Here is a 23,797-nt window from a genome sequence, read left to right as displayed (position 1 = left end):
AACGTTACCGGGGGTGTCGAATGTCTCCTTCGAAGATTGGTCGAAGCAAAACCGAGCACATGGAGGAGGACTATCGCATTGCAGCTGAGGTTGTGGAACGCATTCGGCGCGGTGACGAGGATGTCCTGACGACCGAAGATTTCTGGCATGGCCTGGATAATTTGACGTATACGGAACCGGGATCGCCCGCGGCGCATTCGGAAAAATGAGGTTGAGAAAATGTTCGAACTGACCGGCCGCAAGGCGCTCGTCACCGGCGCATCGGGAGGCATCGGCGAAGCGATCGCCAGGGTGCTGCACAGCCAGGGCGCTATCGTCGGCCTGCACGGCACGCGCGTTGAAAAGCTCGAGGCGTTGGCCGGCGAGCTCGGCGATCGTGTAAAACTGTTTCCGGCGGACCTGACCAACCGCGACGCGGTCAAGGCGCTCGGACAGAAGGCTGAAGCCGACCTCGAGGGCGTCGATATCCTGGTCAACAATGCCGGCATCACCAAGGACGGCCTGTTCGTGCGCATGTCGGACGCCGACTGGGATTCTGTGATCGAGGTCAACCTCACCGCCGTGTTCCGGCTCACCCGCGAACTCACCCATCCCATGATGCGCCGCCGCCATGGCCGCATCATCAACATCACTTCGGTGGTCGGCGTCACCGGCAATCCCGGACAGACCAATTACTGCGCATCCAAGGCCGGCATGATCGGCTTTTCCAAGTCGCTTGCGCAGGAAATCGCCACCCGCAACATCACCGTCAACTGCGTCGCCCCGGGCTTCATCGAATCGGCCATGACCGACAAGCTCAACGACAAGCAGAAAGAGACGATCATGGCCGCGATCCCGACAAGACGCATGGGCACCAGCGTTGAAGTGGCGTCGGCCGTCGCCTATCTCGCCTCCAACGAGGCGGCCTACGTGACCGGCCAGACCATTCACGTCAACGGCGGCATGGCGATGATCTGAGGCATGGGCGGGCGCCTGTGAAAACAGCCATTTCGGCTTGGACGCCCGCCATTTTTCGTGTAATGCGGCCCGCAACCCGGCGGTTCGGGCAAAAACCGGTCCTGTTGCGTGCGTTGCTCGCAAGACCATCTTTCAGCTTGATTAGCGGCATTCCGCCCGCTAACGAAGATAGACAACTTAAGACGAGGATTGCCCCAAATGAGTGACACCGCAGAGCGCGTCAAGAAGATCGTCATCGAGCATCTCGGCGTCGACGCCGACAAGGTGACGGAGCAGGCGAGCTTCATCGACGACCTGGGCGCGGACAGCCTCGACACGGTCGAACTCGTCATGGCGTTCGAAGAAGAGTTCGGCGTCGAGATTCCGGACGATGCGGCCGAGACCATCCTGACCGTCGGCGATGCCGTGAAGTATATCGACAAGGCCTCGGCCTGAGTTCTTTCGCAGGCATTATCGGGGAGGACCTGCGATGAGGCGTGTCGTCGTCACGGGCCTTGGCCTGCTTTCGCCGTTTGGCATGGGCGTCGAGCACAGCTGGCGGGAATTGCTCTCCGGCCGCAGCGCTTGCCGCCGCGTCACCGAATTCGAGGTGGACGATCTTGCCTGCAAGATCGCCCACGTCATCCCGCGCGGCGACGGCTCGAACGGCACCTTCAATCCGGAGGCCGTGCTCGAGCCGAAGGAACTGCGCAAGATCGGCGAGTTCATCCTCTATGGCATCGCCGCCGCCGACGAGGCGCTGGCCGATTCCGGCTGGAAGCCCCAGACGCATGAGGACCAGTGCGCCACCGGCGTGCTGATCGGCTCCGGCATCGGCGGCATCGACGGCATCGCCGAAAACGCGATGATCCTGAAGGAACGCGGCCCGCGCCGCATCAGCCCCTTCTTCATCCCTGGACAGATCATCAATCTAGTCTCGGGCCAGGTCTCCATCCGCCACGGCCTGAAAGGCCCGAACCATGCGGTCGTCACCGCCTGCTCGACCGGCGCGCACGCCATTGGCGACGCCGCCCGGCTGATCATGTGGGGCGATGCCGATGTGATGCTGGCCGGCGGTGCCGAGGCGCCGATCACCCGGCTGTCGATTGCCGGCTTCGCCGCCTGCCGGGCGCTCTCCACCGAGCGCAATGACAGCCCCGAAACAGCTTCGCGTCCCTATGATCGCGACCGCGACGGCTTCGTCATGGGCGAGGGCGCCGGCGTTGTCGTCCTGGAAGAGCTGGAGCATGCCAAGGCGCGCGGCGCCAAGATCTATGCGGAAGTCACCGGCTATGGCCTGACCGGCGACGCCCATCACATCACCGCGCCGGCCGAAGACGGCGATGGCGCCTTCCGCTGCATGACGGCGGCGCTTAACCGGGCGAAGCTCTCGCCGGCCGACATCGACTACATCAACGCGCACGGCACCTCGACCATGGCCGACACGATCGAGCTCGGCGCGGTCGAGCGCCTGGTCGGCAATGCCGCCTCGAAGATCTCGATGTCGTCGACCAAGTCGTCGATCGGCCATCTGCTGGGCGCCGCAGGTGCCGCGGAAGCGATCTTCTCGATCCTGGCCATCCGCGACAACATCGCGCCGGCGACCATCAATCTCGACAATCCGGAACGCGAGACGGCGATCGATCTTGTGCCGAACAAGCCACGCCAGCGCCAGATCGACGTCGCGCTGTCGAATTCCTTCGGCTTCGGCGGCACCAACGCCTCGCTCGTGTTCCAGCGTTACAATGGCTGAAGGGCCAGCCGGAGCAATTCCAGGAAAAGTGCGCAGCGGTTTTCTACCCGGGATTGCTCAGAGACAGACAACCAGCCGGCAGTTCCGCCACCTGCCGTCATTTTTGCCAAATTCTCCCCTAGCTTTTTGCCGGGGGATTCGTTGCAAGATCAGACGGTAGGGCGCGCCATGAGCACAAATCCGGGCAGCACAAATCCGGGCGGCGACGGGGAATTCGGACGGCAAGGCACAAAGGGGCCGATCAGGCCGAAGACCGCGGCTGAGGCGTTGCGCCCGGAAGCCGGCACGCCGCCGCCGTCGAAGCGCTCGCGCGCCTCGCGCAGCCAGGTCGTCGTCTTCCTCAATTTCTTCCTCTCCATGGTCATCCTGGTCGTGCTCGCCTCGGGTGTCGCGCTCTATTTCGGCATGCAGGCTTTCGTCGAGCCCGGCCCATCCGCCAATGGCGACACCTTCCTGATCAAGCCGAGCACCGGCGTGCAGGAGATCGCCGACCAGTTGGAACGCCGCAATCTGATCAGCGATGCCCGCGTCTTCCGGCTGGGCGTGCGCGCCACGGGCAATGAATCGGCGCTGAAGGCTGGCGAGTACGCCATCAAGCCGCGCGCCTCGATGCGCGACATCATGGAGCTCTTCAAGAGCGGCAAGTCGGTCATGTACTCGCTCACCATTCCCGAAGGGCTGACGGTCGAGCAGGCGCTGCAGCGCGTCGCCGATCAGGAGGCGCTGACCGGCGATATGCCGCCGGCCTTGCCGCCGGAGGGCAGCATCGCCACCGACACGCTGCGCTTTACCCGCGGCGCCACAAGGCAGCAGATGGTCGATAAGCTGATCGCCGACCAGAAGAAGCTGGTCGACGACGTCTGGTCGCACCGCGCGCCCGACCTGCCGATCGCCAACATCGACGACTTCGTCACGCTCGCCTCGATCGTCGAAAAGGAGACGGGCAGGAGCGACGAGCGCTCGCGCGTCGCCGCGGTGTTCCTCAACCGCCTGGCCAAGGGCATGCGGCTGCAGTCCGACCCGACCATCATCTACGGCCTCTTCGGCGGCAAGGGAAAGCCGGCGGACCGGCCGATCTACCAGTCGGACCTCGACAAGCAAACGCCCTACAACACCTACATGATCAAGGGCCTGCCGCCGACGCCGATCGCCAATCCGGGTCGCGCGGCGCTCGAAGCGGTCGCCAATCCGTCGAAGACCGACGACCTCTATTTCGTCGCCGACGGCAATGGCGGCCATGTCTTTGCGGCGACGCTGGAAGAGCATAACCAGAACGTTGCCCGCTACCGGGCGCTGCAGAAGAAGCAGGCGGACGCCGCCGCCAAGGCTTCCGGCCAGACGACGGCGCCGGCCGCTCCCGATGGCAACGGCGACAGCGGCGATGCCGGTGCCAATGGCGGCAGCGGCGAGAACGGCGACGCCGGCGGCGGCGACGCGCAATAGGCGCAATGCATGTCGCCCAAAAGTGCGCAGCGGTTTTGGGAAAACGACTTGCATCAAACGCACTGCATGTCGCTCAAAAGTGCCTAGCGGTTTTGGGAAAACGACATGCATCAAACGGAAGTACGCGTCCTTTGACGCGAGGCCGTATTCATGTTTTGAGGGGGCGCCGGCCTTTCGTCCGGCGATGTTTGGCGCGCGCAGCGCTGGGCCAAGCATGCCTTGGCTGTGACAGGGGGACGACAGGGCAATGAGCCTGCAAAGCATGACCGGTTTTGCGCGGTCCGCCGCCGAAAGTGATGGCACCTCGATCGCCTGGGAGGTGAAATCGGTGAACGGCAAGAGCGCCGAGGTGAGGCTGAGGTTGCCGCAGGGTTTCGACCGGCTGGAGACGGCGGTCCGGCAGACGATTCAGAAGGGCTTTGCGCGCGGCAACTTCCAGGCGACGTTGACCGTCGGCCGCGCCGCCGCCAGGCAAGTCCAGCCGGTGGTCAACGAGGCGTTCCTCAAGGATCTGGCGGGGTTGGCCAAGCGTTTGCAGGATCAGTTCGGCACCGAGCCCGCCACCGCGGATGGCCTGCTTTCCCTGCGCGGGGTGCTCGACATCCCCGAGGCCGTGGAGACCGAGGAGGAGCGGGCTACCCTCGATGCCACGATCCTGTCGGCGCTCGAGGCGGTGCTCGCCGGCCTTGAACAGGCGCGCCTCGGTGAGGGCGCGGCACTTGGCGCGCTTCTTTCCGGCCATGTCGACACCATCGAGACGCTGACGCTGAAGGCGGAGGCCGACCCCTCGCGCGAACCCGCGGCGATCCGCGCGCGCATCGCCGAGCAGATGCGTCTGTTGATGGATGCCTCGGCCAATCTCGATGCCGTCCGGCTGCACCAGGAAGCGGCCTTCCTCGCCACCAAGGCCGATATCCGCGAGGAGATCGACCGGCTGAAGACACATGTCGCTTCGGCGCGGGCGCTGCTCAAAAGCGGTGGCGCCGTTGGCCGCAAGCTCGATTTTCTCGCGCAGGAATTCAACCGCGAATCGAATACGTTGTGCTCGAAGTCCAACGCCGCCGCGGTCACCGCGATCGGGCTGGAGCTCAAAGCGGTGGTCGACCAGTTTCGCGAGCAGGTCCAGAATCTGGAGTGACGGGATGGTTGCCAAGGAACCGACGGCCGCCAGGGATCTGGGGTCCCGCATCCGCCGTCGTGGATTGATGCTGGTGCTGTCGTCGCCGTCAGGCGCCGGCAAGTCGACGATCGCGCGCAATCTTCTGGAAAGCGATGGAAGTCTCGAGCTTTCGGTCTCCGTCACGACAAGGCCGCGCCGCGGCTCGGAAATCGAGGGCGTCCACTACCATTTCCGCACCATGCGCGAGTTCGAGCGGTTGCGCGACTCCGACGCGTTGCTCGAATGGGCCGAGGTGCACGGCAATTGCTATGCGACGCCGCGTGAGCCCGCGGAAATCGCGCTGGCCGAAGGCCGCGACATGCTCTTCGACATCGACTGGCAGGGCGCCCAGCAGCTCAAGGAGAAGATGCGCGCCGATATCGTTTCGATCTTCATCCTGCCGCCGTCGATGAAGGAATTGAAGGCGCGCCTGAAGCGTCGCGCCGAGGACCAGGAATCCGTCATCGAGACCAGGCTGAAGAACGCCCGCCTCGAGATCGAGCATTGGAAGGAATACGACTTCGTCATCGTCAACGACGATCTCGACCGCGCCTTCGCCGAGGTCCGCGCCATCGTGACGGCGGAGCGGCTTCGGCGCGACAGGCGCCCTGGCCTGTTCGATTTCATTTCGGGGTTGCTGGACGAGAAGACGACATAGGCTGGCCGGACAAGCCGGATAAATAGCGTCAGCTGTCTGCAAGATCGTCCGGCCAGCGCTGTGCTCCATGAAGCACACGCAGGATTCGAATCCTGCTCTCAGCTATCTGATAGGCCGCGACATATGGCGTGCCGACGATGACAAGCTCTCGTGTTCCTGAAAGCCTGCCGGTACGGCCGCTCTCGGGAAAGTCACGGAGACGGCCTATCGCGGCGACAATCCGCTCATCGATCGCGACCGCGGCGGCAGGGTTGTCAGCCTCGATATGCGTGAATATCCCATCGCGATCCGAAAGTGCGAATGCCGACCATACTATCTTCAAGATCTAGGCTCGTTGACCTTGCGACGTGCTGCAACGCGTCTTTCGGCAAAATGCGCCTCGACTTGCTCGTCAGGAATGTCGGCTCGGGTGTCGTCCAGAGCCTCGCGCACCTTGGCGCGAAACCACACATCGTAAGCCTCACTGTTTGCGAGCAGATCGATGGGCAACGCGCCCTCGTTGGCGGTTCGGGTAAGAAGTATCCGCACCGCATCCGAAACCGTGAGTCCCATGCTTTCGAGCACCGCGGAAGCCCGATCCCGGATATCGGCGTCGATACGCGTCTGGACAAGTGCGTTCGTTGGCATGGCCATCTCCTTGCCATGAATGTAATGCGTTTGAATGACGGTTGCCAGCGCAACTTTCCCCTTAGGAGCGCCATACTGCAGGTTCGCGCCGCCCCTCATCTGCCTGCCGGCATCTTCTCCTCGTAAACGGGGCGAAGAGAACTACACCGCGTTCGTCAACCTGACGAACTCCTCGACGCTCAGCGTTTCCGCCCGACGCGTCGGGTCGATGCCGGCGCGGGTCAGCAGCGCCTCACCACCCAGGCTCTTCACGCTTTGCCTGAGCATCTTGCGGCGCTGGCCGAAGGCGGCCTCGGTGACGCGGCCCAACTTTCTGGCGTCCACGGGCAGGGGAGATGGGCGAGGCACCAGATGCACCACCGATGAGGTGACCTTCGGCGGCGGCGTGAACGCCTGCGGCGGCACGTCGAAGGCGATCCTCGCCTCGGTGCGCCAGCCGGCAAGCACGCCGAGCCGGCCATAGGCGTCACTGCCAGGAGCCGCGGTGATGCGCTCCGCCACCTCGCGCTGGAACATCAGCGTCATCGATTGGTAGAAGGGCGGCCAGTCGGCCACCGTCAGCCAGCGGATCAGAAGCTCCGTGCCGATATTGTAGGGAAGGTTGGCGACGATCTTCACAGGCGCGCCGTTCGCCGCGCCGGCGAGGGCGGCAAAATCCGTCTTCAGCGCATCGCCGGGAATGACCTCGAGCCGGCCGGGATAATGGCTGGAAACCTCGGCCAGCGCTTCGAGGCAGCGCTCGTCGCGCTCGATGGCGATCACGCGCCGCGCGCCGTTAAAGAGCAGTGCCCGCGTCAGTCCGCCCGGGCCCGGACCGACCTCGATCACTGTCGTCTCGCCGAGATCTCCGGCGGCGCGCGCGATCCTGCCTGTCAGGTTGAGGTCGAGCAGAAAATTCTGCCCGAGCGCCTTCTTGGCCTGCAGGCCATGCCGCTCGATCACCTCGCGCAGCGGCGGCAACCCGTCGATTGTGGTGCGTCCGCTCAATGCATCCTCACCCGGCGGCCTGCCGTCCGCTGTCGGCCAGCCGGCGCGCCAGCCTCAACGCGGCGATCAGGCTGTCGGCGCGCGCGATGCCCTTGCCGGCGATGTCGAAAGCGGTGCCGTGGTCGGGCGAAGTGCGGATGAAGGGCAGGCCGAGCGTAACGTTGACCGCCTCGTCGAAGGCTAAAGTCTTGGCCGGGATCAGCGCCTGGTCGTGATACATGCAAAGCGCCGCGTCATAGCCGGCGCGCGCGCGCGGATGAAACATCGTGTCGGCCGGCAGCGGTCCGATCGCGTCGATGCCTTCCGCCTGCAACATCTCGACGGCGGGAGCGACGATCGCTGCATCCTCCAGCCCCATGGCGCCGCCCTCGCCGGCATGCGGGTTGAGCCCGGCGATCGCAAGCTTTGGCCGCGCGATGCCGAAGCGGCTCTTGAGATTGGCGGCGGTGATGCGCGCGGTTGCGACGATCAGCTCCGTCGTGAGCATTTTCGGCACGTCGGCCAAGGCGATGTGGATGGTCACCGGAACGGTGCGCAGGTCCGGTCCGGCTAGCATCATCACCGGCGTCACGTCCCTGCCGGTCTGGCGCGAGGCCAGATGCGCCAGAAACTCTGTGTGGCCCGGAAAGCCAAATCCGGCATCATAGAGCGGCTTCTTGGCGATCGGGCAGGTGACTATCGCCGCAGCGCGGCCGGCGAGGCAGTCCGCGACGGCGCGGTCGATGGCTTCGATCGTGCCTGCGGCATTGGCCGGGTCCGGCTCTCCCGGGCTGTCGACATGGCGCGCATAGAGCGGCACGACGGGCAGCGCGCGGGAAAAATGATGCGCTGCCTGTCCTGGCAGCGTCTCGGCAATCGCAACATTTGCGCCGACCAGGCGGGCGCGGGCTTCGATCAAAGCGGGGTCAGCAAGCAGGTAGAAGGGCGGCACGCCGGCGCTGTCGCCGGCCTGCCAGGCGGCGATGGCGATTTCGGGCCCGATGCCCGAGGGATCGCCGACGCTGAGCGCCAGCGGCGCATCGGTCTTCTGCGCGCTCATGCGGTGGGCCAGCTGCGGTATCGCACGCCTGTCGCTCTAGCGTTCGACGATCTTGGCCTTCTGGCGCAGCTCGGCGACATATTTCTTGCTGAGTTCGTCGGCGTCCTTGTCGTTGCTGCCTTCTGCCTGGAACACCATCTGCGCGGCCTTGTCGTCGGAAACATCGCGCGAGGAGCAGACGCCGATGAATTCGACGCCGCGCTCGGTCTCGCGGGTCGGCGTCGCGGCGCCGACCTTGGTCGCCTTGATCTGCTCGGCCCAGTCGGACGGCAATTGTGGCGCCAGAAAGCGGCCGAGATCACGCACGGTGACGTCGAGCAGGCCCTTGGCGAAGTCGCGCGTGGTGTTGCAGCCGCTGAAGCGGGCGCGCATGGCGTCGGCCTCGCGCTTGCGTTTGGCGAGCGTGGCGGCGCGCTCTGACGCGGGCACCACGAAGATCACCTGCTGCAGCATGTATTCCGTCGCGGTCGGCTTGGCGCCGCCCTTGTCCAGCATGCGCCGCACGGCATCCTGCTCGGTCACCGAGCCGCCTTCGCCGGAGCGGTAGCGCGCGCTGAGCGCCTGGTTCCAGGCCATCTGGGCACGGATGAATTCCTTGAAGTGTTCCTTGGTGACGCCCGATTGCGCCATGATCGCGTCGAGTTTCGCCAGCGGCATCTTGTTGCCCGAAGCGAAGCGCTGGTAGGCGGCGTCGACCTGCTGGTCACTGATGCGGATGCCGAGCCGCTTGGCCTCGGCCAGCCGCAGCGTCTGGTCGATCATCTCCTGCGCGGCATCGCCCTTCTTGTGCTGCAGCTTGAAGAAGGCTGCGCGGTGCGCGATGTCGCCGGTGGTGATCGCTATGTTGTTGACGACATACTTGATCTCAGCGGCGAAAGCAGGCTGCACGACAGCCGTGACCGAAACCGAGGCCGCTGCCACCAGAAGCGCGAATCCCGCTGAAAACAGGTATTTCCTCATCTTACCTTCCCAATCTTCCCCACCATGACGGCGCCGCGCGTCCTCCGAACGCCTGCGCGATGCGGTCGACCCCATTGCCCGTCTTATGCGGCGAAACGATGTCGCCGGCTCATGACGCCTAGAATCGAGCCTATACTCAGGGGATCAGGCGCCAAATCAAGACCAAACCACCATCAGCGCCGAGCGACGCACGGCTCCGTACGCCCACCCTTGGTCATTGGATGGTATCGACCGCGCTTGTTGACGAACCGAAATCGCCGAGCGTGCGGAACGACAGGTTGAAACCGATGTTCTGCGACACTTCCTTGGTGACGGTGTCACGCGTCTGCGAATACGTCATGATGTAAGTGAAGCAGGAATCGTTGTAGGCGAAGCCGACACCGTCCTTGACCAGCACATTTGTCTGGATGTCGTAAGTGCCGGTGCCGAACAGCCGCCAGTTCTGCGCCACATGGGTCGAGGCGCCGAGCGTGAGCTCATGGCGGTCGGTGGTGAAGCCATAGAGCGGCTGCGCCTCGATGAAGGCATATTTGGCGCTGAGCGATATCGGCAGGCTGGAATAGGCGGCCTTCACTTCGGCGCGCCTGACCTCGAAGGTCTGCTCGTCGAAACGCCCGCTCAGCGAGCCGGAGAAACCGCTCGGGCTGTTGAAGCCGACAAGGCCGACATAATCCGAGGTCGGCTTGTCCAGACCGGACTCGGCCCCGACATTGACGAGATCGGGCGCGGCAAAAGAGTTTTCGCCCGCGAGCTGATAGGACTGGCCGAAGATGGCGTTCGTGCCCCAGCCATTGTCATAGGCGCCCGAATAGCGGAAGCCGACATTGGCGCGCGTGCCGCCTTCTATGCGGTCGTAGCCCGAGAATTTGTCGCGCTCGAACAGCGTGGTGGCGTCGAAGACGAAGCTCTGCGCGTCTTCGTTGGGGATCGCCAGTCCGCCGACATATTGCTCGTTCGGGCGCACGAAGACCTGCGCGGTCGGTTCCAGGATGTGGCTGGAACTGGGCATCGAGAACAACAGCGGCCAGCGCGCCTCGAGCCCGAGCGTGGCCATGTAGCGGGCAAGCGACGAGCGCATGTCCACGTCCTGGCCGAGATTCGTCGCCATCTGGTTGACGGCATCGAGCGAAGCCGAATTGGCGTTGACATAGCCGGCGTCGCCGCGCAACGCGAGCAAAGGCGTCAGTTGCAGGCCGTTATCGGTGGTGAAGGTGCGCTTCCACTCGGCTTCCGCCGTCAGCCGGCTCGACTCGCCTTCGATGCCGCGCACGTTGTTGATCGAATTCGGATCGCTGCCATCGGCGAGCACGGCGTCCAGCCGGTTGCGGCTGATCACGCGCGCGTTGACGTTGAACGACAACTGGCCGCCGGCCACCGAGGTGTCGGGGATATAGGCGTAGTCGAGCGACGGCAGCACCCAGGGTTGCTTGGCAGCGCGCGCTGTCGGGTCGCTGGAGAGCGTGTCTTCCTGCACCTCGAAGCGCATGGCGCGGACGTCGAAATAATTGCGGTCGCTCAAGCCCGTCAGATAGATCGACGACTGGTGGACGAGGTCGCTGAAGCCGTCGATGTTGTAGGTGCGCGAGAATTCCTTGTCGGTCTGGAGCAACACGTCCCAGCCGAAATTCCAGCGCTCGTTGATGGCGAACTGGCCCTTGGTGCCCATCATGCCGCGGAACTTGTTCGGATCGTTGGCAGGCCCGGAATTCACATTATGGCCGGCCGAATCTACAAACGCATCGGGATCCTGCTGGTTGATGCCGGCGATCTTCAGCGTGTACTGGCCGTTGTTGAAGCGCTGGCGCCACTCGGCCTCGCCGAGGAAACCCTGCTTGGTATAGCCGCTGCCGGTGACGGTCAGGTCATAGGTCGGAGACAGCGCGAAATAATAGGGGACTTTGACGCCGACGCCGAGATGGTTGTTGTAGACGATTCCGGGGATCAGGAAGCCGCTCTTGCGCTTCACCGTCGGGTCGGCGATCTCGAAGGCCGGCAGGTAGGCGAGCGGGAAGCCGAAGAACTCGAAATTCGAGTTCTCGAAGCGGACCGTCTTCTTCTCGCCGTTCCAGATGATCTTGCGCGCCTTGACGCGCCAGGTCGGCGCTTTGTCCGGCTTGTCCTCGCAAGGTTCGCAGGCGGTGTAGACGCCGTTGTGGAAGGTGGTGAGCACGCCGCCCATGCGCTCGGCGCTCTCGGCGGCGAAATAAGCCTTGTCGATCGTCTCGACACGCAGCGCGTTGAGAAAACCGTCGGCGAAATCGTCGGTGATGTCGATATGGTCGGAATTGACCTTGGTGCCGTCGCTGTTGATCAGCTCGACGGCGCCGCTGGCGACGAGGCGCTTGGTGTCGCGATTGTAGACCACGCGCTGGGCGACCAGCTTGTTGCCGCCATAGTCGATCTGCACGCCGCCGACGGCCGTCACCGTATGCTTGTCGTTGTCATAGACAAGCGTATCGGCGGCCAGCAGCATCTGCGTGCCGGAAGGGACGGACTTGGCAGCGATCGTCTGCGCCAGCGCGGGCACCGTCGGCGCCGCACAGGCGAACAGACACGCCAAGGCGGTCGCCCCATAGAGGCGTGCCAGACCGGCCTGCCTATGGCTGCGCAAAACCGCCTCCCTCACTAGCCGTCTTCCTTGTATAGCAGAAACGTCACCCCAAAGAACATAGCCACGACAACCGGAACCCATGCAGCCACCACAGTAGGCACGAATCCGGCGACACCGAATGCCTTGACCAGTACCGAAACGACATAAAGCAGAAAGCCGGCCACGACGCCACCCAGAATCATCGTTGCCGACTGCCCCATTCGCGCAAATCTCATTGAAACCGTTGCAGCAATCAGCGTCATGGCGACGAGAAGGAACGGCAATGCCACAAGCGAATTAAATTGCATGGCGAAGGCGTTTGCCTTGAGTCCGAAGGAACGGGCGACCTCGATCTTGCGCGGCAGCTCGTAGAAGGGGATGGTTTCCGGACGCGCCAGCCGCTCCTGCACGAATTCCGGCTTCAGATTCGTCGGCACCTTGTCGGACGCCAGCGTCTGGATATTGCCGCCCTTGAAGACCTTGACGTCCTGCAATTCCCAATAGCCGTCGCGCAGGAAGGCCTTGGCGGCATCCTTGCGCTCGGTGATGTTGCCCTCATGGTCGAGGACGAAAAACACCGCATCCGCCATCTCCAGCCCCTGATTGAGGATGGCACGGGCGCCGATGATGGTGTCGCCCGATTCGGTCTTTTGCCGAAGCCACGGCGTGACATTGGTGGTGACGGCATTCGATTTGCCGGCCCGCAGGTCGTTCTCCATCTGCTCGGACCAGGAAAAGCCATGCGCGGCGATCGGGTTGATGATGGCGACCGACAGCACGCCGAACATCAGCGCGCCGACGCAGCAGGGGAACAGGAACTGCCAGGCCGAGACGCCGGCCGAGCGCGCAATCACCAGCTCGTAACGGCGGTTGAGCGACACCAGCGTCGCCATTGCCGAGAACAGCCCGACGAACGGCACCGTCTGCAGCATGATCATCGGCATCCTGAGCGCCGAAATGGCGAAGGCAATGCCGTAGGTGAAGCCGGGCAACCCGGTCGTGCGGCCGGAAAGCTCGGTAAAGTCGATCAGGAACACCAGCGCCAGCAGGCCCAGGAAGAACCAGAAGGTGATCGAGACGTAGCGGAAGAAGAAATAGCGGCCCAGCGTCCAGCCCATGGTCAGGCTCCCTGGCCGGAAGTGCGCCGGGCGAGCCAGAGCTTGAATGCCGTCCAATTGTCGCCAGTGCGCTTGGCAAGGTTCGTCAGCCAGTCGGCCCAACTGACCGGCAATTCCATGGTGCGCGAGGAAACGATGAACCAGATCGAAACCGCTGAGGCGATGATGGGTATGCCGTAGAGCAGGTAGACGTAATACCAGACCTTGTCGGCCTTGCCGGCGGCGAAGAAGCCCAGCCATCGCACGAAAAGCGCGATTGCGATCGCCGTGATCAGCGGATTGATGCGCGACTCGCGATGCGAGCGCGCATCGCCCGCGACCGCAAGCGCGATCAGCGCGAACACAAGCGAATAGGACCATTCGGCGAAGCGCTGGTTGAGTTCCGCCCGGTAGCTGCCGGGTTCGCGCTGGAACATCTTGTCGTTGGGATCCGGGTTGAGCAGATACGCCGTCGTCCGGTCCTTGGGCAAAAGCGTGATGTCGTTCGCCGCCGACATGAAGGCCGACATGTCGAAGGCGTAAGAGGTGAAGCGGATGACGGAGAGGTCGCCGGTCACCGACTTGCGGTTGATGACGCCGTCATTCATCATCAGCACCTTCTCGTCGCCCTTTTCGACGATGCTGCCGGTCTTGGCGTAATAGGTGAGGCTGGCCCCTTCCTCGCGCGAATCGGCGACGAAGATGCCGCCGAGCCGGTTGCCGGGAAGCCGTTCGCCGACCTGCAGGTAAAGGCCCTCGTCGATCTTGCGGAACGTGCCTTCCTGGATGATCAGCGACACGAGGTCGGCGCGCGAGGCCGCCACCAACTGGCGGTTTTTCTGCCTGGCATAGGGGTCGGCGGCGTTGTCGACGATGAAGGAAAACGCGCAGGCAAAAGCCGCGAGCAGCAGGATCGGCCGCGCGATCGTCCAGCGCGAGGCGCCCGCGGCGCCGAGCACGGCCAGCTCCGAATCGGTGTTCATCGCGCTCAGCGTCTGCGCCACCGCCACCACCAGGGCGAACGGCACGACGATCGGAATGATGGAGGGGATGATGAGCGCCGCGACTTCGAAGAAGGTCAGCGCCGACTGGCCGTTGTCGGTGACGAGATCGATCTTGGCCAGCACCTGCGTGGTCCACACGATCGCCAGCGTCCACACCAGCGATGCGAGGAACATCGTCAGCGCGCGGCGCATGATGTAGCGTTCAACGACCTTCATGAAGGCTTTTCTCGATTTTGCCGAACGGCATCATGCCCGCCGACAAGGTAGTGATCCGGCAACGCCCGCACAACTGGGTCATAGGCGGCTCGCTCCGGTTCGTCGCCCCACGCCGCGTGCCCCGGCGCGGCGGAGTCTCCGCGTCAATGGATAAGAAATGCAAAACATCGATGGTTAACAGCACGTTACGGCAGCAAGCTAAGGTCGTGCCGGGGCGAATCCTTTGTCTATGGTGGCGCTGATATAGACAGCGATTTCGGCCAAAGTCTTGCCAAATGGCTGAAAACGACCAAATGTCGCGCACGCTTGCCAACGCGTTGCTCGCCAAGAAATACCCTTTGCCGGCACCTTCCGGCCATCCCCGAAAGCAGGACCTGATGACGTCGAGACCTTCCATTTCTTTCGCCAAGTTTGCCGCGCCGAAAAAGGGCAGCGTCTTCGTGTTCGCGGCCGACGGCGGCGGGCTCGGCGAGGCGGCGAAGGCCTGCGATCCGGCCGGCGCGCTGGCACGCGCCTTTCCGGTCGCGGATTTTTCCGGCAAGTTCGCAAGCTCGGCAGAGGTGCTGGCGCCGGAAGGAACTTCGGTCGACCGGCTGGTGGCGATCGGCGCCGGCAAGATCTCGAGCCTCGACGACAATGCCTGGCTGAAGCTCGGCGGGGCCATTGCCGCTTCGCTGCGCAAGGCGGCCGAGGTGGCCGTCATCCTCGATCTGCCCGAACTGCAGCCCGACGGCCGCCAGGCGGCCAACCTAGCCGCCGGCATGCTGCTGCGCAGCTATTCCTTCGACAAATACAAGACCAGGAAAGACAAGGAAGACGGGCAATCTGACGCGAAGGGCGCCAAGAAGGCCGAGGCGGCGAAGCCCGCCAGGATAACCATCCAGTGCGCCGACCCCGCGGCCGCGAAGAAGGCGTTTGCGGGCGAGGAAGCCGTGACCGACGGCGTGCTGCTTGCGCGCGATCTCGTCAACGAGCCGGCCAATGCGCTCGGGCCTGTCGAATTCGCGGAACGCGTCAAGGCGCTGGAGCAGCTCGGCGTCGAGGTCGAGATCCTGGCTGAAAAAGAGATGAAGAAGCTCGGCATGGGTTCTCTGCTCGGCGTTGCGCAAGGCTCGCCGCGCGGCGCGCGCTTGGCGGTGATGCGCTGGAACGGCGGCAAGGCCAAGGACGCGCCGCTTGCCTTCATCGGCAAGGGCGTCACCTTCGACACCGGCGGCAATTCGATGAAGCCGGCCTCCGGCATGGAGGACATGAAGGGCGACATGGGCGGCGCGGCCGCCGTCACCGGCCTGATCCACGCGCTCGCCGCGCGCAAGGCCAAGGCCAATGTGGTCGGCATCATCGGCCTGGTCGAGAACGCCGTCGACGGCCATGCCCAGCGCCCCGGCGACATCGTCACATCGATGTCTGGCCAGACCATCGAAGTGCTCAACACCGACGCGGAAGGCCGCCTGGTCCTGGCCGACGCGCTCTGGTACGCCAACGACCGTTTCAAGCCGAAATTCATGATCAATCTGGCGACGCTCACCGGCGCTGTCATGGTGGCGCTCGGCCAGCACTATGCCGGCCTGTTCTCCAACAATGACGAGCTTGCCGGGCGGCTTTTCGGCGCCGGCCAGGCCAGCCAGGAGCGGCTGTGGCGCATGCCGCTCGGGCCCGAATACGACAAGCTGATCGATTCCAAGAACGCCGACATGAAGAATATCGGCGGCCGCTATGGCGGCGCCATCATCGCCGCGCAGTTCCTGCAGCGCTTCGTCAAGGACACGCCCTGGGCGCATCTCGACATCGCCGGCACCGCGATGGGCGCGCCGTCGAGCGAGATCAACCAGTCCTGGGGCTCGGGCTTCGGCGTGAGGCTGCTCGACAGGCTGGTGCGCGATCACTACGAAGGGTAGGGGATGGCCGAAATCCTGTTCTACCATTTGACCGAATCGACGCTCGAGGAGGCGCTGCCCGGCCTGCTCGAGCGCAGTGTCGAGCGCGGCTGGCGCGCGGTGGTGCAGACCGGCACCGAGGAGCGTCGCGACGCGCTCGACCAGCATCTGTGGATTTTCCGCGACGATTCCTTTCTGGCGCATGCCACCGACCGCGAGGCCTATCCGGCCGAACAGCCGGTCCTGCTCACCACGGGCCAGGGCAACCAGAACGCCGCGCAGATCCGCTTCCTGGTCGACGGCACAAGCCCGCCCGAACTATCGGGCTACGAGCGCGCCGTCTTCCTTTTCGATGGCCATGACGCCGCGCAGCTCGAAGGCGCGCGGACGCATTGGAAGACGCTGAAGGAAGCCGGCCACGCCGTGACCTACTGGCAGCAGACGCCCGACCGTCGCTGGGAGCGCAAGGCGTGAGAGCCGTCAGCGATCGCCGATCGTTACCTTGTTGATTTTCGTACCGTGCGGAAGGTCTTTTACGTGCCGGTGAATCTGGCCGGCTATGTGCGCTTTGACCACGAAGAAAGTCTTGTTGATTTGCTTAACGGACATTTCGCCACCGAGCACGGGCGGCTTTTCGAAGTCGTAACATTCGTCGACCCCCAAGACCAATCCCTTTTTTCGTGCCGTCGTCACTAATCCAGCCAGCAACAGTTCGTCGCGACGATCAGGATCATTGAACTGGGTTGTAAGTTCCGGCCACGTTTCCGACACTTGGGTCAATCGGCCTCCGACCATGTCCAGCAATTTGACGGAACCATCGGGAGCGCGGAAGAAAATGTCGCCGAACGCAGAGACTGCGCCGGGCTCCAAGCCATCAAGCCCAATCCACTTCCAGCCGTCCAGCGCTTCCCAGATATCCTTCTTTGATGGCTCGATAAACAGATGCTGGAGACCGCTCGGCCACGGGCTTCTGACAGCGTCTGCATTTGGCTTAGAAACAGAATTCCCAAAGATAAAAGAAATAAAGCGAGAAAAAGAATTAGCCATACCTCACCCCCTGGAAGCATCGCATACTTACAGCAGAATGATCGACGATCAAACATGGTCGCGCAGACGCCGATGATGGCCGTCGCCTCGAACCGCTTTTTGCGTTAGATAGGGCCAAGCTCACGCGGCGGGGGGAGAATGCGGATTAGGATCGTCGGAACCGGCAGGGCGGTACCGGCTGAGCGCCTCACCACACGCGCCCTGGAGGCGAAGCTGAGCCTTGGCGAGGGCGCGCTTGAAACCGTCACCGGTGTCGTCGAGCGCTATGTCTGCAATGCCGAATCGCAGATCGATCTCGCCTGTGCCGCCGCGCGCCTTGCGCTTGAGGATGCCGGCCTAGAGGCCGGCGCCGTGGACCTGATCGTCGGCGGCTGCGGCGTGCCCTACCAGCCGCTGCCGGCGACCGCGCCGCTGGTCATGCAGTGCCTCGGGGTGGCGGACGGCTCGGCCGCCGCCTTCGACGTCAACAGCACATGCCTTGGCTTCCTCACCGCCTTCGAGACCGCGGGCCGCATGATCGAGGCAGGGCAGTGCGAGACGGCTCTGGTCTTCTCGTCCGAAGTCGCCTCGCGCGCTTTGCCATGGCAGGACGCGCCGGAGATCGCCGCGCTCTTCGGCGACGGCGCGGCGGCGGCCGTGCTGCGCAAGGCCAAGCCAAGCGAGGGAAAGGTGGCGGCGAGCCTGATGCGCACTTATCCGTCGGGCTGGGAAGCCTGCGGCATTGGTTCGGGCGGCACGCGCTTCGATTTCCGCAAGGAGCGGGAAGCGTTTGCCGCGCACAGCCTGTTCCACATGGACGGCAAGGAACTGTTCCGGCTTACCTCGCGCCACTTCAACGGCTTCGTCGATGCTCTGCTCGGGCGCGCCGGCTGGCGGCATGACGATGTCGATCTCGTCGTGCCGCATCAGGCGAGCCCCTTCGCGCTTGCCCATATGGCGCGCCAGACCGGTTTTGCGCCGCAAAAGCTCGTCGACATCTCCACCCGCTTCGGCAACCAGATCGCGGCTTCCATTCCCTTCGCGCTCGACGTCGCGCGCCGCGAGGGGCGCGTCGCGCCAGGCATGAAGCTGCTCTTCCTCGGCACGTCGGCCGGCGTCTCCTTCGGCGGCATGGCGCTGGAGACCTAGGGATGGCTGTGCTCGTCACCGGCGCCAGCGGCTTCCTCGGTGCTCATGTGCTCGAGCGGCTTGCCGCGTCCGGCACGCTGGCGCTCGGGCTCGGCCGCGATGAAGCGCGCTGCGCCGCGCTGGAGGCCGCCGGCCATCGCATCGTCCGCCACGATCTCGCGCAGCCGCTCGATGGCGCGCTCGATCCGAGACTTGGCAGGGTCGAGCGGATCATCCATTGCGCAGCGCTCTCTTCGCCTTTCGGACGCCTCGCGGATTTCGAGGCGGCCAATGTCACGGCGACACGGAACCTGCTCGACTTCGCCGAGCGGCAAGGCGTCGGCCGCTTCGTCCACATCTCCAGCCCGTCCGTCTGCTTTGCCTTCCGCGACCAGCTTGGGCTCGCCGAGGATATGGCCTTGCCGGAGCCCGTCAATCATTATGCCCGCACCAAGCGCGAGGCTGAAAAGATCGTGCTCGGCCAGCCCGCCATCCATCCGGTGGTGCTGCGGCCGCGCGGCATTTACGGCGCCGGCGATCGGGCGCTGCTGCCGCGGCTGATCAAGGCCGCGAGGAGCCGGCCTTTGCCGCTGTTTCGCAATGGCCGGGCGGCCATCGACCTCACCCATGTCGACGACGTCGTCGACGCGGTGCTGGCGGCGCTTGCCGCGCCCAGGGAAGCGGAGGGCCAGGTCTTCAACATCTCCGGCGGCGAAATGCTGCCGATCCGCCGCATCGCCGACGAGGCCTGCAGCCGCGCCGGTCTTAAGGCGCGCTGGCGGCCGACGCCGCTCATGCCGGCGATGCTGGCGGCCGGCCTGATGGAAGCGGTGGCGCTTCGGTTACCCGGGCGGCCCGAGCCGCCGGTCACCCGCTATGGGCTCGGTCTCTTCGCCTATGCGCAAAGTCTCGATCTTTCCAAGGCGAAGCGGATGCTCGGCTGGGCGCCGAAAATCTCGTTCGAACAAGGGCTTGATCGCACGTTTGCCGGCGAGGCCGGGCCATGAGGATCGTCTTCGCCAACAGCGCCTGGGTGAGCGCCGCCGAGCGGCTGATCCTGCGCGGCGGCGGTTGGCAAAGTGTCAGGTTGCGTGTCCGCTACGGGCTGATTTTTCACCCGGTTGCCGGGCCGGTGCTCATCGATACCGGTTATACGCCGGAAGCACTGACAGGCGAGGGGCGCGGGCGGATGCTGCGGCTCTATGGTGCGCTGCTGAAACCGCAGCTCAACACCGCGGAGCAGGTCCTGCTGGTGCTCAAGCTCTTCGGCCTGTCGCCCGATGACATCCGCACAATCGTCGTCACGCATTTCCACGCCGACCACATTTCGGGCCTGTCGCTGTTCCGCAACGCCCGCTTCATCGCCAGCGATGCCGCCTGGGCGCGGGTCAAGGCGCGCAGCCCGAGGCACAATCTGCGCCATGGCGTCTTTGCCGAACTCTTCCCGCTGGATTTCGAGGCGAGGCTGGAGGGCCTGTCCGCGAAGCGGAGGGTCGAGTCGCGCGAGGATGTACCCGGCGGCGCCGATCTCTTCGGCGACGGCAGCGTGATCGCGGTCGATCTGCCTGGACATGCCGATGGCCAGTTCGGCCTGCTGTTCAACGGCCTGGAGCGGCCGCTGCTTTATGCCGTCGACGTGCAATGGCTGCTCGCAGCCTTGACCGAAAACCGCGCGCCGGGTTTCCCGGCCACGCTGATCGCTGAGGATGCCGCGGCGATCGAGCCGACCAGCGCCATGCTGCGCCGCTTCCTCGCCGTCGGCGGCGAGGTGATGCTCTGCCATGATCCCGCTCCGACATCTTATGATCTCGCGCCGGAGGCCGCATGAACGGGCTGGCGGAAGCGGCAGGCTGCTTCGCCCTGACACACTGGGTCTCGCGCAAGACCCGGCCCGGCTTCGAGCGCTGGCAGGCGGCCGCCTTGCGGCGCTTCCTTGACCGCGACCTGCCGCGCGCGTCCTTTTACGGCAAGGCGCCGGCGCACCTCACCGACTTGCCGATCACCGACAAGGCGCTGCTGATGGCGCGCTTCGACGAATTCAACATCCACGGTCTCACCGCCACGCAAGCCTGGGCGGCCCTGGCGCGCGATGGCCGCGCCGGATCGCTCACTGTCGGCGCCAGCACCGGAACATCGGGCAATCGCGGCTTGTTCGTGATTTCCGGGGCCGAAAAATACCGCTGGCTGGGCGCGATTCTGGCCAAGGCGGCGCCGGATCTTCTGTGGCGCGGCATGCGCGTCGCCGTCGTCCTGCCGCAGAACACAGGGCTTTACGACAGCGCCCGCAAATCGCGCCTGATCCAGCTCGCCTTCTTCGATCTGACCGCAGGGCCGGAGAGCTGGCGCGGCGCGCTCGAAATGTTCGACCCGACGGTCATCATCGCGCCGCCAAAAATCCTGCGCCATTTCGCGGCCGAAAACTTCCGGCTCCGGCCGAAGCGGGTTTTTTCCGCCGCCGAGACGCTCGATCCGGTCGACCGTCCGGTAATCGAAAATTTCTTCCAACTGCCGCTCGACCAGATCTACATGGCGACCGAAGGCCTGTTCGCGGTGACCTGCCGGCAGGGCGGACTGCATCTTGCGGAAGACTCCGTCTTCTTCGAATTCGAGCCGGCGGGCGAGGGGCTGGTGACGCCGCTGGTGACGGCCTTTCGGCGCCAAACCCAAATCATGGCGCGCTACCGGATGAATGACCTTTTGCGCCTGTCCGGACAGGCCTGCGGCTGCGGCTCGCCGCTGCGCTGCGTCGTTGAGATCGTCGGCCGCATGGACGATGTCTTCCGTCTTATGTCGCAGGATGGCCCGATCCTTGTCACGCCGGATGTGCTGCGCAACGCCGTGCTCAAGGCCGACCGCCGCATCGACGATTTCCGCCTCGTCCAGACCGGGCCGGACAGGGTCGAGCTCCGGCTTCCACCAACGCTCGCGGAGGAAGCGGCGGAGGCCGCTCATCAGGCAGTCCGCGCGCTGCTGGAAATGCGAAAGGCGGTCGCCACCGTGACGCTCATCCGCGCGCCGCTGCCGCTGGAAACAGGCCGTAAGCTGCGCCGCGTCGAATGCCGCCTGGAGCCGGCGCGATGAGCGGCGCGGCGACGGCGGAAAGGCCTGCGCAGCAGGCCGACCGGGTCAAGAACAAGCCGGCAAAGGTCGAGGCTTTTGTGAGGCTTTTCAACGAGGTGTCGGTGCGCGATCTCATCGCCAACCTGAAGACGAAAGTCGAGACGTTCGAAGTCGCCGGGCGTATTTTTCCGTTGACGCTGAACGACGCCGATGAAGCGCCCAACTGCTATGTCTGCTGCCCGACCTGCGCCTATATCGACTATGCGATGGACGAGACGCGCAACTTCGCCGCCCATCCGCTGCTGCAACGCGCGCTCAACGCCCTGATTGGGGCGTGCGCGCCGCTTGTCAGGGCAAGCGGCCTCGACCATCAGGCGCAGGTCAACAACTGGCTCTATTCGACCAACCCGGTGCCGCTGCTCGACCGGCCGGCGGTCGCGTCGCTGCGCGCGGCCCTGACCGCGCGTTTTCCCGATCGCGCCATCGTCATCCGCTCGTTGAACGATATCGCCGATCCAGCGACCATGGCCGCCTTGAAGGCCGAGGGGTTCCGCATGCTGGCGGCGCGCCAGATCTACATCTTCGCCGACCGCAGCGCATCACCCGCAATGACGCGCGACATGAAGCGCGATCGCGCCCGCCTGCGCGCGACGCCGTTCGAGCGGGTCGGCAATGGCGATTTCACCGAGGCCGATTATGCGCGCGCCGAGCAGCTTTACAATCTGCTCTATCTCGACAAATACACGCCGCTCAATCCGCACTACACGGCTCGCTATATCGCTGAAATGCACCGGCGCGGCATCATCGGCCTGGCGGGGCTGCGCAGGCCGGGCGGCGAGCTGGTCGCCGTCACCGGCCTGTTCGAAAACGGCGGTACGCTGACCCAGCCGATCGTCGGCTACGACACGGGCTTGCCGGTGGCCGACGGGCTTTATCGCATGATGATGACGATGGCGCAGGACCACGCCACGGCGCGCGGCCTGTTCTTCAACATGAGCGCGGGTGCCGCCGATTTCAAACGCTGGCGCGGCGCGGTCGCCGCGATCGAATACAACGCCGTCTATGCCGGGCATCTTCCGCTTCGCCGGCGCCTGGCGATCCGCGTCATGGAGACCGTGCTGGCGCTGGTCGGCATTCCCCTGCTCAGGAGGTTCGAATTGTGAGCGAGCGGCGTGGGAAGGATCATTGGCAGGCGGCGGCGCTGTCCGCCGATATCGGCAAGCGGCCGAAGCGCATTCTGTTCGACGGCGCGCCGGTGGTGCTGTTCCGCTCGGCGCAGGGCATCGCCGCGTTGTTCGACCGCTGTCCGCACCGGCTGGTCGAGCTGTCGACCGGCAAAATCGTCGGCGGCGAGATCGAATGCCCCTATCACGGCTGGCGTTATGACGGCGAAGGCCGCTGCACCGCGATCCCCGGCCTTGTCGGCGCCATGCCGCACTACCGGGTCCGCCGCTACGCGGCGATCGAGCGCGACGGCGTCGTCTTCATCTCGTCCGGCACGCCGCGGGGCGAGCCTTACCTGCACTGCATGCAGGGCAGGGACATCATCGCGCGGCGGGTGCGCTCATCGACGCAGTCGACGGTGATCGACGCCGCCGAGAACATCCTCGACGCCACGCACACCCACTTCACCCACAAAGGCCTGCTGCGCGGCCTCAGCTCCAAGCGCCATCTGGTGCGGGTCGAGGTGACCGGTGGCGAGGGCTGGGTCGAGGCCAGCTACACCGGCGAGGACCGCCAGCAGGGCCTCATCAGCCGGCTGCTCGAAGGCGAGCGCGCGAAAACGATCGGCCGCTTCCGCCATCCCGGCATCGCCGAGCTCGAATATTGGGGCAAGGACGGGCTGGTCCTGGCCACCACCTTTCACCTCCGCCAGGCCGACGAACGCACCGTCGAGGGCGTCGGCTGGCTTATCGGCCGGCGCCAAGGCTTGTTCGGCGAACTCAAGGCGCTGGCCTTCAAGCCGCTCTTCACCGTCGCGCTGCACCAGGACCGCCGGGTGCTGAAATCGGCCAGCGACAACGCTCGGCTGCCGCCGCAGGCCCTGCCGGTGATCGGCCCGCTTGATTTCCTGCGCCGCGACATCGCCGCGATCATGGAGGGTAAGATGCCGGCGGCGGCAGGTGAGGCAAGGGTGCATGAGATTGAGCTGTGATTGTTTGCCGATAAGGCGGCAGGTCGCGTTCCTTCGCGCCCCCCTCTGGCCTGCCGGCCATCTCCCCCACGAGGGGGGAGAT

At 64.8% G+C, this 23,797-nt stretch carries 24 protein-coding genes; 15 read left to right on the top strand and 9 right to left on the bottom strand.

Translation table 11 applies throughout. The features are described from left to right. The first annotated feature begins 20 nt into the window (after window positions 1-20). The 7 genes from FJ417_RS12770 (at window position 21) to gmk (ending at window position 5,949) form a co-directional block, all read left to right on the top strand. A complete protein-coding gene (locus FJ417_RS12770; protein WP_140783696.1) occupies window positions 21-209 on the top strand; it encodes a hypothetical protein in 189 nt (62 codons plus the stop codon). 10 nt (window positions 210-219) lie between these two features. Beyond that, a complete protein-coding gene (gene fabG, locus FJ417_RS12765) occupies window positions 220-957 on the top strand; it encodes a 3-oxoacyl-[acyl-carrier-protein] reductase (protein WP_140783695.1) in 738 nt (245 codons plus the stop codon). A 198-nt stretch (window positions 958-1,155) separates the two neighbouring features. Beyond that, window positions 1,156-1,392, top strand: coding sequence for an acyl carrier protein (locus FJ417_RS12760; protein WP_006203723.1), 237 nt, complete (start codon window positions 1,156-1,158; stop codon window positions 1,390-1,392). Between the two features lie 34 nt (window positions 1,393-1,426). Then, window positions 1,427-2,689 (top strand): beta-ketoacyl-ACP synthase II, encoded by a 1,263-nt coding sequence (gene fabF / locus FJ417_RS12755; RefSeq protein WP_140783694.1) that lies wholly within the window; start codon window positions 1,427-1,429, stop codon window positions 2,687-2,689. Window positions 2,690-2,857: 168 nt separating this feature from the next. Beyond that, window positions 2,858-4,132: an endolytic transglycosylase MltG gene (mltG, locus tag FJ417_RS12750; RefSeq protein ID WP_140783693.1), complete on the top strand. Its 1,275-nt coding sequence runs from the start codon at window positions 2,858-2,860 to the stop codon at window positions 4,130-4,132. 247 nt (window positions 4,133-4,379) lie between these two features. Further along, window positions 4,380-5,270 (top strand): YicC/YloC family endoribonuclease, encoded by an 891-nt coding sequence (locus tag FJ417_RS12745; RefSeq protein ID WP_140651805.1) that lies wholly within the window; start codon window positions 4,380-4,382, stop codon window positions 5,268-5,270. A gap of 4 nt (window positions 5,271-5,274) precedes the next feature. Continuing rightward, entirely contained in the window at window positions 5,275-5,949 is a 675-nt protein-coding gene (gmk, locus tag FJ417_RS12740) for a guanylate kinase (protein ID WP_140651807.1), read from the top strand. Between the two features lie 28 nt (window positions 5,950-5,977). Here the strand turns inward: gmk and FJ417_RS12735 are convergent, their stop codons facing one another. The 8 genes from FJ417_RS12735 to lptF form a co-directional block, all read right to left on the bottom strand. Next, window positions 5,978-6,271, bottom strand: coding sequence for a type II toxin-antitoxin system RelE/ParE family toxin (locus tag FJ417_RS12735; protein ID WP_140783692.1), 294 nt, complete (start codon window positions 6,269-6,271; stop codon window positions 5,978-5,980). Next, window positions 6,268-6,576, bottom strand: a complete 309-nt coding sequence (locus tag FJ417_RS12730; RefSeq protein WP_140783779.1) for a type II toxin-antitoxin system RelB/DinJ family antitoxin — start codon at window positions 6,574-6,576, stop codon at window positions 6,268-6,270. The genes FJ417_RS12735 and FJ417_RS12730 overlap by 4 nt, the downstream gene beginning before the upstream one ends. A gap of 141 nt (window positions 6,577-6,717) precedes the next feature. Next, on the bottom strand, window positions 6,718-7,563 hold the full coding sequence (gene rsmA / locus FJ417_RS12725; protein ID WP_140783691.1) for a 16S rRNA (adenine(1518)-N(6)/adenine(1519)-N(6))-dimethyltransferase RsmA: 846 nt from the start codon (window positions 7,561-7,563) through the stop codon (window positions 6,718-6,720). A gap of 7 nt (window positions 7,564-7,570) precedes the next feature. After that, complete coding sequence (gene pdxA, locus FJ417_RS12720) at window positions 7,571-8,602, bottom strand: 4-hydroxythreonine-4-phosphate dehydrogenase PdxA (RefSeq protein WP_140783690.1); 1,032 nt, start codon at window positions 8,600-8,602, stop codon at window positions 7,571-7,573. 36 nt (window positions 8,603-8,638) lie between these two features. Continuing rightward, a complete protein-coding gene (locus tag FJ417_RS12715) occupies window positions 8,639-9,562 on the bottom strand; it encodes a peptidylprolyl isomerase (RefSeq protein WP_140783689.1) in 924 nt (307 codons plus the stop codon). Between the two features lie 214 nt (window positions 9,563-9,776). Beyond that, complete coding sequence (locus FJ417_RS12710) at window positions 9,777-12,188, bottom strand: LPS-assembly protein LptD (RefSeq protein ID WP_181183209.1); 2,412 nt, start codon at window positions 12,186-12,188, stop codon at window positions 9,777-9,779. Next, the gene (gene lptG / locus FJ417_RS12705; RefSeq protein ID WP_140644493.1) at window positions 12,188-13,270 is read right to left on the bottom strand and encodes an LPS export ABC transporter permease LptG; all 1,083 of its coding nucleotides are present in this window, start codon (window positions 13,268-13,270) and stop codon (window positions 12,188-12,190) included. Before lptG ends, FJ417_RS12710 begins: the two co-directional genes overlap by 1 nt. A 2-nt stretch (window positions 13,271-13,272) precedes the next feature. After that, window positions 13,273-14,469 (bottom strand): LPS export ABC transporter permease LptF, encoded by a 1,197-nt coding sequence (gene lptF, locus FJ417_RS12700; protein WP_140651818.1) that lies wholly within the window; start codon window positions 14,467-14,469, stop codon window positions 13,273-13,275. A 377-nt stretch (window positions 14,470-14,846) separates the two neighbouring features. Between lptF and FJ417_RS12695 the strand changes: the two genes are divergently transcribed. After that, window positions 14,847-16,367: a leucyl aminopeptidase gene (locus tag FJ417_RS12695; RefSeq protein ID WP_140783778.1), complete on the top strand. Its 1,521-nt coding sequence runs from the start codon at window positions 14,847-14,849 to the stop codon at window positions 16,365-16,367. A gap of 3 nt (window positions 16,368-16,370) precedes the next feature. Further along, a complete protein-coding gene (locus tag FJ417_RS12690) occupies window positions 16,371-16,820 on the top strand; it encodes a DNA polymerase III subunit chi (protein WP_140783687.1) in 450 nt (149 codons plus the stop codon). Between the two features lie 6 nt (window positions 16,821-16,826). Here FJ417_RS12690 and FJ417_RS12685 read toward each other — a convergent pair whose 3' ends face one another. Continuing rightward, window positions 16,827-17,393 carry a T6SS immunity protein Tdi1 domain-containing protein gene (locus tag FJ417_RS12685; protein WP_140783686.1) on the bottom strand — a complete coding sequence of 189 codons (567 nt, stop codon included), beginning with the start codon at window positions 17,391-17,393 and terminating at the stop codon, window positions 16,827-16,829. Between the two features lie 138 nt (window positions 17,394-17,531). Between FJ417_RS12685 and FJ417_RS12680 the strand changes: the two genes are divergently transcribed. The 6 genes from FJ417_RS12680 to FJ417_RS12655 are packed head-to-tail and all read left to right on the top strand — an operon-like array spanning window position 17,532 to window position 23,715. After that, complete coding sequence (locus FJ417_RS12680) at window positions 17,532-18,521, top strand: 3-oxoacyl-[acyl-carrier-protein] synthase III C-terminal domain-containing protein (RefSeq protein ID WP_140783685.1); 990 nt, start codon at window positions 17,532-17,534, stop codon at window positions 18,519-18,521. A gap of 2 nt (window positions 18,522-18,523) precedes the next feature. Beyond that, window positions 18,524-19,507 (top strand): NAD(P)-dependent oxidoreductase, encoded by a 984-nt coding sequence (locus tag FJ417_RS12675; protein ID WP_140783684.1) that lies wholly within the window; start codon window positions 18,524-18,526, stop codon window positions 19,505-19,507. Continuing rightward, complete coding sequence (locus FJ417_RS12670) at window positions 19,504-20,328, top strand: MBL fold metallo-hydrolase (protein ID WP_140783683.1); 825 nt, start codon at window positions 19,504-19,506, stop codon at window positions 20,326-20,328. Before FJ417_RS12675 ends, FJ417_RS12670 begins: the two co-directional genes overlap by 4 nt. Beyond that, on the top strand, window positions 20,325-21,581 hold the full coding sequence (locus FJ417_RS12665; RefSeq protein WP_140783682.1) for a F390 synthetase-related protein: 1,257 nt from the start codon (window positions 20,325-20,327) through the stop codon (window positions 21,579-21,581). Before FJ417_RS12670 ends, FJ417_RS12665 begins: the two co-directional genes overlap by 4 nt. Further along, on the top strand, window positions 21,578-22,723 hold the full coding sequence (locus FJ417_RS12660; RefSeq protein ID WP_140783681.1) for a GNAT family N-acetyltransferase: 1,146 nt from the start codon (window positions 21,578-21,580) through the stop codon (window positions 22,721-22,723). Before FJ417_RS12665 ends, FJ417_RS12660 begins: the two co-directional genes overlap by 4 nt. Further along, complete coding sequence (locus FJ417_RS12655; protein ID WP_140783680.1) at window positions 22,720-23,715, top strand: Rieske 2Fe-2S domain-containing protein; 996 nt, start codon at window positions 22,720-22,722, stop codon at window positions 23,713-23,715. Before FJ417_RS12660 ends, FJ417_RS12655 begins: the two co-directional genes overlap by 4 nt. Window positions 23,716-23,797: the final 82 nt, after the last annotated feature.

Source organism: Mesorhizobium sp. B3-1-7 (genome assembly GCF_006439385.1).
Classification (GTDB): Bacteria; Pseudomonadota; Alphaproteobacteria; order Rhizobiales; family Rhizobiaceae; genus Mesorhizobium.
This window is presented reverse-complemented; position numbering and strand designations above follow the sequence as displayed.